The following is an 11,262-nucleotide window of genomic DNA, read 5'->3' on the forward strand; positions in this document are numbered from 1 at the left end:
TTTCGGACCATGATCCGGGCGATGCTGCTCCGCCTTGCCCTGCTGCTGATCGCGCTGAGCCTCTCCGTCGAAGCGAGGGCGTCCGACTGGCTGCGCGCCGAGACCGAACATTTCGTGATCCACGCCGACCTAGAAGAAGAGGATATCCGCGCGCTTGCGGTGCGGCTGGAATCGTTCCTCATCTTGCTCGATCGCCAGGTGCCCCACCAGGTCGCGCCAGCTCGCAAGCACCACGTGTTTCTCGACAAGCACGACGGCCGGATTTCCAGCGTCACCAACAGGCATTTGGGCGGTTACGCCGAGTCGTGGCCCGAAATCGACGCCTCCTTTTCGGTGTTTTCGACGAGGTACGGCGACCAGTTCAGGCATCTTCACGTCTCCGATGCCGCTGCCAAGCTGCGCTTGTCGGGTTCATTCATCCGGCCGATGGTGCCCTGGCTCAGCCACGGTCTTACAGGGTACTTCAGCACCGCGATGCTCGGCAGCGTTGGCAAGTTCGTGCTGGGCGTGCCCGATGTGTGGTACCCGATGACGGGGAAGCCGACGAAACGACGCTTCACGGACGTGATGCTGGTGCGCGCCCACCCTACCGACTCGAGTTACGCCGATTTCAAACGGACCAGCGGGGAACTGGTACGCGGTCTGCTGTCGGACCCCGCCAACGACGCGAAGATCGAGAAATATCTCCAGGCCTATAACGCCGGCGGTTCGATGGAGGATGGCGTCGAGATCATCGGCGACCTCGCCCCGGTCCTGAAGAGCGCGCGGTCCATCGCACGTGGCAGGCCAACGCTGCACGCGGTTGCAATCGGGCTCGACTGGAATGGTCCGGTCACGGTGCGCGCCATGGGCGACGACGAGATCGCGCTGGTCGACATCCGCTTCCGGCGGCTGCTCGATCACGAGAGAGAGGATGTCGCCCGCGATCTTCTACGCATGACCGAGCGCTTCCCCGACAGCGCGGACGTCTGGTACGAATACGCCGCAGCCGAGTTCGCGCTCTACGAAGGCGGTCTCTACGGGCCCGACCGGGTTTTTCGCGGGCTCGGCAATACCGGGGGTGTCATCGTGGTGACTGCCCGGAAATATTCGGATGAAAACGCCTGGCGCGCCGCCAACCGGGCACTGGAGATCGACCCGGACCAACCGCAGGCCCGTCGACTGAAGGCGGAGATCATGCTGGCCCGCATGGTCCGCAATGGCGAATTCGAAAATGCGGAAGGGTTCGAAGAAGTCCGGGCAGTGCTCGCTCCGCTGGTCGCAGAGCCGGGCAAGCATCCACTCGCCGCGGCGCTCAATTACGAGAGCTTTGTCGAACAGGGCATCGCACCGCCGCAAGACGCCTTCGACGCGCTAGGCCGCGCGTTCATCGGCAATGCCGGCGTCGAGGAGGTGCGCTATGCCTACGCGGTCGCGCTCGCGCGGCGGGGCGAGCGCGAACTGGCCCGTACGTTGCTGGAATCCATGCTCAACAATCCAGACTATCGCGAGGCCGCACAAAGCGCGCTCGATCTCTCGAGCTAGCGGTCCGCAAATCTGTTTGGCGGGACGAGGCAGGTAGGAGCCTGTTTGACACGACGCATCGCAACAAGGGATAGGTTTCATCCATGATCTGGCGACTGGTGTTCATTCTCGCCCTGTTGACCCTCCCCGTTCGCGCCGGAGCAACGGACTGGCTGCGTGCGGAAACCGAGAATTTCGTCCTCTACGGCGACCTCGAAGAAACCGAGATCCGCGATCTTGCACAGCGGCTGGAGGCATTTCGGCTGCTGATGCAACGCCAGTTCCCGCAGCAACTCGAACCGGCGCGCAAGCATCACATCTTCCTCGACGATGATGACGGGCGGATAACCTACGTCGCGGGACAACCGCTTTCTGGCCTGACCCGACTGCGCTCGGAAATCGACACCACCTTCGCGATGTACGATCCCGATCGCGATATCCGATACCGCGACAGCAGCGTTTTCTTCGCGGCTGCATCGGTCCACCTCAACCATGCTTTCGTTCGCCGCCTTCCACCCTGGCTCAATGTCGGGCTTCCGGCTTTCTTCGGCACGACGATCCTGCAGGAGGCGGAAGAGGGAGCTCAGGACGACGTCTTCCTGCTCGGCGTGCCCGATTTCACCCGCCCCTCCGACGGCAAGTTCTCCGAAATCCGCTTTCGCGCGGTGCTGGAAGAGAAAAAGGCCCCCGTCGGCGACCGGCTCTACGGCGAATTCTACCGCATGAGCCGCGAACTCGTGCGCGCCCTGCTTTCCAATCCGAGTAACGATGCGCGAATTCAGAATTATCTAGCCATCTATGCCAGTGGCGGCACGCTGGAACGGGCAGCTGCAGAACTGGGCGATCTGCAGGCGCATGCTGAGGAGGCGCGCGGCCTCTATCAGCAAGCAAAAAAGGGGCGGGTATCGCTCCGGCAGGTCCCGGTGCGCTTCGGCGAGCCGGTTCCCGTCGCCTTAAGTCCCATGGAAGAAGACGAAGTGGCGCTGATCGTCCCGCGGCTGCGTCGCCTCGAGAACAGGGATGTCGAGGACGTGGCGGGCGATCTCGAGAAACTGACCCGCCGCTTCCCGGACAGCGCGGACGTCTGGTACGAATACGCCGCCGCAGAATTCGCGTTGACAGAGAGCGGGCGCTACGGGCCCGACCTCATGCTGGGTGGGTACGGCTTCCAGAACGGCGTCATCGTCGTCACCGGACGCACATATTCGGACGAGAAGGCGTGGCAAGCCGTCAACCGGGCGCTGGAGCTCGATCCGGCGCTACACCCCGCGCTCCGCCTGAAGGCCGAACTCATGCTCGCGCGCCAGCTTCGCACGGGAGAGCTGGACGACGATGCCGGCTTCGATGCCATCCGCGAGCTGCTGGCTCCGGTAGCCGCCGATGCCGGTGAGGAACCCCTCGCCGCTGCCATCTATTACCAGACCTTCATCGAACAGGGGCTGGACCCGAGCGAGCGGGCCTTCGATCAACTGGGGCGCGCATTCGTGGGGAATGCGGGCGTCAGCGATTTGCGCTACGCCTATGCGGTCGCGCTGGTGCGGCGCGGCGAGCTGGAGGCGGCGCGCAGGCTTCTGGAATCCATGCTCAACGATCCCGCCCGGCGGGAAGCGGCGCAGCGCGCCCTCGATCTCGCGAGTTAGCCATCCCCCTGCGGCAAGCGCCCCACCGACCGAGTGCAGAACGGCACATCATTGAAATCGCCCGGATTATCTACTAGCCTTTACGAGTCGGGGCGTATTTGCACCCAAACCATTGGACACTAGGGGAAATTTCGAAATGCGCTTGATCGCATCATTACTTGCCGCGCTAACGGTGTTTATCGCCGTGCCGGCATCGGCACAGGACTGGCACCGGGCGGAAACGCTGCACTTCATCGTGTATGCGGAAGACGACGCCGACAGCACCAAGGAATTCGCGCAGGATCTGGAGCGCCTCGACGAAGTGTTGCGCATCCTCACGGGCGTTGGCCCCGACGACGGCAGCCTGCCTGAATCGGCCAAGGTCACGGTGTTCCGCTTCGGCGAGACGCGTGACATGGCGACGCTGGCCGGCGCTCGCGGCAGCGGCATCGGCGGCTTCTTCATCGGTCGCGCCGACGGGGCGGTCGCTTTCGTCCCGCGTGAGCTCAACAAGCGGCGCGGACGCAGCCGGCAGCGCGACGTGGATAGCGCGATGATGCTCGATCCGCAGGGCATCCTGTTCCACGAATATGTCCATTATTTCATGTTCCAGCACAGCGATGCGCCGTACCCGCTGTGGTACAGCGAAGGCTTTGCCGAGCTGTTTTCGAACGTCGAATTCTTTGACGATTACTTCGTCATCGGCGACGTGCCGACCGCACGCAGCTACTCGCTTTCGTCCATTCCGATCGACCTGGAGAAGACTTTCGATCCGCCGGCCAAGCCGGATCGCAACACCACCGGACGGACCTATGCCCATGGCTGGCTGCTCGCGAGCCACCTGAACCTGAACCCCGAACGCAGGGGCCAGATGGGTAAGTACATGCAGGCTATCAGCGAGGGCAAATCGCGGATGGAAGCCGCCGAAATCGCCTTTGGCGATCTCGATGTGCTACGCAGGGAGCTCGAGGAATTCCGCCAGGGCGCTGCACGCGTGCTCAAGGTGCCCTACGCCACGCAGGCGGAGCCGCCGGTCGAGGTACACAAGCTCAACGAGGCGCAGGCCGCGCGCATGGAAGCAATGATCATCACCAATCGTGGTGTCGACGAGGACGAAGCGCAAAGCGTAGTTCGTAAGACCCGCCCGCTGGTGGAACGCTATCCGAACAGCCCGGAAGTGCTGCTCGCAGCGATGGAGGCGGAGATCGACGCGCGCAACTACGCCGAAGCCGAAGCCTTGGCGGAGCGTGCCATCGCCGCCGATCCGGAGTCGACCGAAGCCGCGATGTTCTATGGCGACATCGCCCTGCGTCAGTCGTTCGAGGACCCGTCCAAGCTCAGCGAAGCGCGCAAGCGCTATGCGGCAGCCAACCAGAAGGAATTCGATCATCCCTATCCGCTCTACGGCTATTATCTGAGCTACCTCTTCGACGAGAGCGAAGAGATGCCCGAGGTGGCGAAGACGGGCCTGGAAAGCGCATTCCGCTATGCGCCGTTCGACTACCCCATTCGCCAGGCGCTGGTGCACATGCTGCTGCTCGAAGATCGTCCGGCGGAAGCGAAGATCGTGGGAGCGCGGTTCATCGACGGAAAGGGCGGCCAGCAATGCATGCTCCGCAAGATGTTCACCGAATTCGAAGAGGGCAAGCGCGACCCGCTGCTCAACGAAATCCGGCCCGATCATCCCGGCGAGTACAAGGACGAAGAGCAGCGCAAGGCCGAACGTGAAGCGCTTGAGAAGAGGATCGAAGACTACGGCTGCAAGGTCGACTGACCCCGCGCCAACCGACTTCGCAATTCAAGAAGGGCCGGGAGCATCGCGCTTCCGGCCCTTTTTTCGTTCTTGCAAGGCATCATCCGGGTAGTGGCAGCGACGCCCTGCCCCAAAGGCCAGTGGCCCACGGTGCGCCTTCGTGCATTGAGCGGGCATGGCAAATTGCAACGATGGCCCCGTTTTAGTTCCCATTCTGGGCGACCAGCTGACCCGCACCCTCGCCAGCCTGAGCGGGCGGACCAAGGACGATACCGTCGTCCTGATGACGGAGGTGTGGGACGAGGCAACCTATGTGAAGCATCACAAGCAGAAGATCGCACTGATCTTCTCCGCCATGCGCCATTTCGCCGCCGAGCTGCGCGATGCCGGCTGGAGCGTGGACTATGTCGCGCTCGACGATTCCGAAAATGCCGGCAGTTTCACCGGCGAGGTCGCCCGCGCGATCGAGCGCCACGATCCGCGCGCCATCCACATCGTCGAGGCGGGCGAGTGGCGGGTTCAGCAGGCCATCGAGGAATGGCCGGACAAATTCGATTGCGAGGTCGAGATACTTTCCGACGACCGCTTCGTGTGCTCGATCGCCGAATTCCGCGACTGGGCCGAAGATCGCGACACGCTGCGGATGGAGTTCTTCTACCGCGAGATGCGCCGCAAAACCGGGCTGCTGATGGATGGCGACAAGCCCGAAGGCGGCGAATGGAACTACGACAGCGAAAACCGCAAGCCACCCAAGGAAGGGCTCGAAGCGCCGCTGCGTCCAATTTTCGAGCCCGACGACATCACCCGCGACTGTATCGATCTGGTCGAGGAGCGGTTCGGCGATCACTTCGGCAGCCTCGAGAATTTCGGTTGGCCGGTCACCCGCGATCAGGCGGAGGAGGCCGCAGACGCCTTCTTTGCCGAGCGAATCAAGTGTTTCGGCCCCTACCAGGACGCGATGATCCACGGGCAGGACGACCTGTTCCACTCGATGCTCTCCACCAGCATCAATCTCGGCCTGCTCGATCCGCTGGAGCTGTGCCAGCGCGCCGAGAAGGCGTACAAGGAGGACAACGCGCCGCTCAATAGCGTCGAGGGGTTCATCCGCCAGCTGATAGGCTGGCGCGAATATGTGCGCGGTTTCTACTGGCTGCACATGCCGCATCTGCAACGCGCCAATGCGCTCAATGCACAGCGGTCGCTGCCCGAATTCTTTTGGACCGGCGAGACGGACATGCGATGCCTCGCGGACTGCATCCGCTCGACCCGCGCCAACGCCCATGCCCACCATATCCAGCGGCTGATGGTACTGGGCAATTTCTGCCTCATCGCCGGGATCTCCCCGCGCGAGGTGCAGGACTGGTATCTGGTCATTTATGCCGACGCGTACGAATGGGTCGAGCTGCCCAACGTGGCTGCGATGATCCTCTATGCCGATGGCGGCAAGCTTGCGTCCAAGCCCTACGCGGCGAGCGGCAATTACATCAACAAGATGAGCAACTACTGCTCCGACTGCGCTTACAGCGTATCGAAGAAGACCGGCGAAGGCGCGTGCCCGTTCAATTCGCTCTACTGGCACTTCATGGAGCGGCACCGCGACAGGCTGGAGAGCAACCACCGCGTCGGGCGGATCTATTCCAACTGGGATCGCATGGGCGAGGACAAGCAAAAGGCATATCTGGGAACCGCCGAGGACTTTCTCGGCTCGCTCGAACCTGCGGACAAGGGATGGGCCCGCGCGGACTAGGCCGGTTGCGCTTCGGCATCCTCGCGCTTCGCGACCTTGTGATCGTCCTCCACCAGCCCCGCCTTCCAGTAGCTGGAGATGTAGAGCGAGGGGCCGCGCAGCCCCAGCTCGTCGCGCAGGAATGCGCGCAGGTTGCGCATTGAGGAGAATTCGCAGGCCGCCCAGCCGGCCAGTCTTCCTTCGGGCAGCGGCAGGCCGCGCAAGGCGTCGGAGAGAAGAGAGGGCCGGCTGCCGGGCTCGGGATTGACCAGCCACCTGATCTCGACGCCGTCGGGCTTCGCCAACGCAAGCTTGTCCGCTTCGTTCTGGATCTCGATGGCGGCGAGGCCCCGTGCGTCGGGTGAGAGCGCCGCGAGATTGACGCCAATCGCAGGCAGCGCAGTCATGTCCCCTGCAATGAGGTAGAAGTCATGGCCGTCGGGCAATGGCTTGGCGGCTCCCGGCCCGCCGACCGCGATTGTGCTTCCCGGCTCTGCGGTGAGCGACCACTTCGTTGCAGGCCCGGCAGCCTCGCCCCCATGCAGCGCGAAATCGATGTCGAGCTCGTTCTTACGCTGATCGCGGATCGTATAGGTGCGCACGATCGGTTTTCCGTTCTCGCCTTCGCCCAGGAACAGTTTGAGATAACCGCCCTCCTGCCCGGCGGGAAACCCGTCGAGACCCGGCCCGCCCAGCGTAACGCGCTGGAGGGAGGGGGTGATGCGGTTGCGTTGGAGAACGGTCAGTTCGCGGGGCTCGGGTCGTGTGCTCATATCGCGCATCTAATGCGATTGCTTCGCAAATGCAATATAGCCGCCCGACTTCGCCGGTCCGGAACGGCATGGCCTTCTCGCCGCTTGAAAGGGCAAACCCCCGAAACGGAAAGAGACTTCATGAGCAATGTCACCACCATCAACCCGGCCACCGGCGATCAGCTGGAAACCTATGCGCAACTCTCGCAGGGCGAGGCCTTCGCCAAGGTCGACGCCTGCCACGATGCGTTCTCGCAGTGGAAGCTCCGCAGCCTCGAAGACCGTGCCTCGGTCATCAACGGGCTCGGCAAGGCGCTGCGCGACAACAAGGAAGAGCTCGCCCAGCTGATGACCGCCGAGGTCGGCAAGCTGCTGAAGGACAGCCGCGACGAAGTCGAGCTATGCGCCGCGATCTGCGACTACACCGCCGCCAATGGCCCCGAGGAACTGGCCGACGAGAAACGCGACCCGAACAATGCCGGGCGCGGCATCGTCACCTATTCCCCCATCGGCGTGATCTACGGCATCCAGCCGTGGAACTTCCCCGCCTATCAGGTGATCCGCTACGCCATCGCCAACCTGATGACGGGCAATGGCGTGCTGCTGAAGCACGCGGCCAACTGCACCGGCAGCGGGCTCAAGATCGCGGAAATCTTCCAGCAGGGCGGCCTTCCCGATGGCCTGTTCACAGTGCTGGTGATCGACCACGACACCTCGGACGAGATCATCGCCCACGACAAGGTGCGCGGCGTCACGCTCACCGGGTCGGACGACGCGGGCCGGCACATTGCCGAGGAAGCGGGCAAGGCGCTCAAGAAAACCGTGCTCGAGCTGGGATCGAACGATGCATACATGGTGCTGGAGGATGCCGACATCGACAAGGCGGTCGGCATCTGCGCCACCGCGCGGCTCTATAATAACGGCCAGACCTGCATCGCGGGCAAGCGCTTCATCGTGACCGAGAAGGTCTATGACGAATTCGTCGAGAAATACGTCTCCAAGTTTGCCGCCATCAAGACCGGCGATCCCACGGCCGAGGATACCGACATGGGCCCGATGGCGCGCGACGACCTGCGCAAGACGCTGCAGCAACAGGTCGACAAATCGGTCGAGAACGGGGCCAAGATCGCCTGTGGCGGCACAATCCCCGATGGCCCCGGCGCGTTTTATCCGGCCACCGTGCTGACCGATGTGGCCCCCGGCCAGCCCGCCTATGACGACGAGCTGTTCGGACCCGTAGCCTCGGTCATCAAGGCCAAGGACGACGAAGACGCGATGCGCATCGCCAACGACAGCCGCTATGGCCTCGGCGGCGGGATCATGTCGAAGAATGTCGACCGGGCGATCGAGCTTGCCTCGAAGCACTTCGACACCGGCATGGTGTTCATCAACACCTTCGGGCTGGCTGATCCGTCGATGCCCTTCGGCGGCGTCAAGAACTCGGGCTACGGGCGCGAGCATGGCGGCTTCGGCGTAAAGGAATTCGCGAACGCCAAGGCGATCTTCGTCGGCGCGGAGTAAGCGTCGGCCAACCTGATTCGGGAACTTCGCCCGAACTTGTGATCGGCCATGCGAGACGGTAGCGTTTCGCATGGCCGATATGAATCCACCCGCCGAAACCTCGAAACCCAAGGGCCGCCCGCGCAGCGAGTACTCGCGCGAGGCGATCCTGATCGCCGCGCTCAAACTGCTGGTGCGCGACGGATACGAGAAACTCTCGATAGAGGGCGTCGCGCGCGAGGCGGGGACGGGCAAGAGCACGATCTACCGCTGGTGGCAGGGCCGCGCCGATCTGGCGGTCGACGCCTTCTTCGCCGCCATCGACGAAGCGCTCGATCTGCATGACAGCGCCTCGGCGCAAGAGGATTTCCGCGCGCAGATTACCGGCATGGCCGACCAGCTGCGGGGGCCCACGGGCCGCGCCTTCGCCGCGCTGCTGATGGGCGGGCGCGAAAGCCCGATGGTGTCGGCGGCGGTGCGCAAGCGCTGGCTCGATCCGCGCCGCGACTGGGCCCGGATGCGGATGGCGCGCGCCGCCGAAGCGGGGCAATTGCAGCAGGGCGTCGAGCCGCGCGCCGCGCTCGCCCTGCTCTACTCGCCGCTCTATTCGCCGCTGCTGTTCGGCAATGATATCCCGCCCAAGAAGGATCTGGCGGCCTGTTTCGATCTTGCCGCGCGCGCAATCTTCAGGCGCTGAGGGTCACTCCGCCAGCCCGGCGTCGCTCCGCGCCTTGCGCAACAGTTCGTCGGTCAGTTCGGCACTGCGCGGCGGCAGCGGCTCGCCCGTGCCCTGTTCGCCGTTCTCCTCGATATCCTCCAGCAGCAGCTCCATCTGCGCGATTTCCTTGACTTGCGCCTCGATGATGGAGTCGGCCAGTTCGCGCACGCGCGGATCGCTGATCTGCGCGCGGCGGCTGGTCAGCACGGCGATGGAATGATGCGGGATCATCGCCTTCATGTAAGCCTGGTCGTTCACGGCCGCCTGGCTGCGCGCGAGGAACAGGAACAGCACGAAGCCGATGACTGCCCCCGCCATGACCAGCATCTTGGTCAGGAACGTCTTGTACATCCCCCACATGAAGCCGAGCATGATGACGATCATCGCCATGCCCATCATCAGGGCCATCCACATGCGCGTCTGGCTGAACCAGATGTGCCCCGTATCGTAGACGTTGGAATATTTGAGCACGAACATCGTGACGATCGAGGTCGCAATCATCGCCGCGAAGGTGGGCCAGCGCGACTGCCCGCCCGTGCTGGAACCGGTGCCGGAATGCGTATCGGTCGTATCGGTCATGGAACTGCCCCTGTTGTGTCTCCTGCAACACCAACAGGCCAGCGCGCAGCCGTGTTCCGGGATTAACCCGTGCTATCCTTCTCCCGCCGCAGAAGTTCGGCCTTGATCTCCGGCCCGTAGGCATAGCCGCCAAGGCTGCCGTCGCTGCGCACGACGCGGTGGCAGGGGACCAGCACGGCGACATTGTTCGCGCCGTTCGCGCTGCCCGCCGCGCGCACGGCCTTCGGGTTGCCCGCCGCTGCCGCGATCTCGCTGTAGCTGCGCGTCTCGCCCGGCGGAATTTCGCGCAGTGCCTGCCAGCACGCTTCCTGGAAGGCAGTGCCCTGGACGTCGAGCGGAATGTCCGCGCCCGCCCCCGGATGCTCCACCGCTTCGATCGCCCGCCTCAGCAGGCCGGAGAATTCGGCACCCCCTTCCACCAGTTCGGCTTCGGGAAAGCGCGCGCGCAACGCATCCTCGCCCTCCTCGAACGACAGGCGGCACACGCCCTTGTCGGTCGCCGCGACCAGCATCGCGCCCAGCGTGGTGTCGACCACCGCCCAGCGTATCGTCGTGCCGCGCCCGCCGTTCTTCCATGCGCTCGCGCTCATGCCCATCTTTCCTTCCATCGCGGCGTAGAAGCGGCTCGGCGCCGCGTAGCCCGCATCGTAGATCGCATCGGTCACGTGTTTCACCCCCGACAGCGCTTCGCGAGCGCGTTCTTCCTTCAGGGCCCGCGCGAAGGCGGCGGGCGACAGGCCGATCGCCCGCTTGAACACCCGGCTGAAATGCGTGGGCGAATAGCCGGTGATCGCGCCGAGCTCCTCCAGCGTCGGACTGTCCCCGGCGCGAATCGCATCGATTGCCGCATGCACCGCAGCCTCGTCGCGCGCCACATCGTCGGGCAGGCAGCGCTTGCACGGCCTGAGGCCCGCCGCCTGCGCCTGTGCGCCATCGGCAAAGAAGCGCACGTTCCGGCGCGCGGGATGGCGCGCCGCGCAGCTCGGACGGCAATAGATGCCGGTACTCAGCACCCCGGTAACGAAGCGCCCGTCGAACGCGCGGTCGCGCCGCATCACCGCTGCCCAGCGGGTTTCGTCGGTTGCAAAGGCTGTTTCACCATTCGTCATGCA

9 protein-coding genes are annotated in these 11,262 nt (G+C 64.1%); 6 read left to right on the plus strand and 3 right to left on the minus strand.

Features of this window, described 5'->3' with window-relative positions:
- The first annotated feature begins 21 nt into the window (after positions 1 to 21).
- From AAG612_RS08055 to AAG612_RS08070, 4 genes are all read left to right on the plus strand, one after another.
- Positions 22 to 1,524 carry a hypothetical protein gene (locus AAG612_RS08055; RefSeq protein WP_342509073.1) on the plus strand — a complete coding sequence of 501 codons (1,503 nt, stop codon included), beginning with the start codon at positions 22 to 24 and terminating at the stop codon, positions 1,522 to 1,524.
- Between the two features lie 83 nt (positions 1,525 to 1,607).
- Complete coding sequence (locus AAG612_RS08060; RefSeq protein ID WP_342509075.1) at positions 1,608 to 3,143, plus strand: tetratricopeptide repeat protein; 1,536 nt, start codon at positions 1,608 to 1,610, stop codon at positions 3,141 to 3,143.
- Positions 3,144 to 3,279: 136 nt separating this feature from the next.
- The gene (locus tag AAG612_RS08065) at positions 3,280 to 4,896 is read left to right on the plus strand and encodes a hypothetical protein (RefSeq protein WP_342509077.1); all 1,617 of its coding nucleotides are present in this window, start codon (positions 3,280 to 3,282) and stop codon (positions 4,894 to 4,896) included.
- A gap of 154 nt (positions 4,897 to 5,050) precedes the next feature.
- Positions 5,051 to 6,622 (plus strand): cryptochrome/photolyase family protein, encoded by a 1,572-nt coding sequence (locus AAG612_RS08070; RefSeq protein ID WP_342509079.1) that lies wholly within the window; start codon positions 5,051 to 5,053, stop codon positions 6,620 to 6,622.
- On the opposite strand, the gene AAG612_RS08075 is transcribed toward AAG612_RS08070, so the two are convergent.
- The gene (locus AAG612_RS08075; RefSeq protein WP_342509081.1) at positions 6,619 to 7,374 is read right to left on the minus strand and encodes a siderophore-interacting protein; all 756 of its coding nucleotides are present in this window, start codon (positions 7,372 to 7,374) and stop codon (positions 6,619 to 6,621) included. The two genes, AAG612_RS08070 and AAG612_RS08075, sit on opposite strands and share 4 nt — an antisense overlap.
- Before the next feature lie 120 nt (positions 7,375 to 7,494).
- On the opposite strand from AAG612_RS08075, the gene AAG612_RS08080 reads away from it, so the two are divergent.
- Both AAG612_RS08080 and AAG612_RS08085 read left to right on the plus strand, forming a co-directional pair.
- The gene (locus tag AAG612_RS08080; RefSeq protein ID WP_342509084.1) at positions 7,495 to 8,874 is read left to right on the plus strand and encodes an NAD-dependent succinate-semialdehyde dehydrogenase; all 1,380 of its coding nucleotides are present in this window, start codon (positions 7,495 to 7,497) and stop codon (positions 8,872 to 8,874) included.
- A gap of 70 nt (positions 8,875 to 8,944) precedes the next feature.
- Positions 8,945 to 9,550, plus strand: a complete 606-nt coding sequence (locus AAG612_RS08085; RefSeq protein WP_342509086.1) for a TetR/AcrR family transcriptional regulator — start codon at positions 8,945 to 8,947, stop codon at positions 9,548 to 9,550.
- A 3-nt stretch (positions 9,551 to 9,553) separates the two neighbouring features.
- Here the strand turns inward: AAG612_RS08085 and AAG612_RS08090 are convergent, their stop codons facing one another.
- On the minus strand, positions 9,554 to 10,150 hold the full coding sequence (locus AAG612_RS08090; RefSeq protein ID WP_342509087.1) for a DUF305 domain-containing protein: 597 nt from the start codon (positions 10,148 to 10,150) through the stop codon (positions 9,554 to 9,556).
- A 62-nt stretch (positions 10,151 to 10,212) separates the two neighbouring features.
- Positions 10,213 to 11,259, minus strand: a complete 1,047-nt coding sequence (gene ada, locus AAG612_RS08095; RefSeq protein WP_342509089.1) for a bifunctional DNA-binding transcriptional regulator/O6-methylguanine-DNA methyltransferase Ada — start codon at positions 11,257 to 11,259, stop codon at positions 10,213 to 10,215.
- Between the last annotated feature and the right edge of the window lie 3 nt (positions 11,260 to 11,262).

It is taken from the genome of Citromicrobium bathyomarinum (genome assembly GCF_038594605.1).
GTDB lineage: Bacteria > Pseudomonadota > Alphaproteobacteria > Sphingomonadales > Sphingomonadaceae > Alteriqipengyuania > Alteriqipengyuania bathyomarina_B.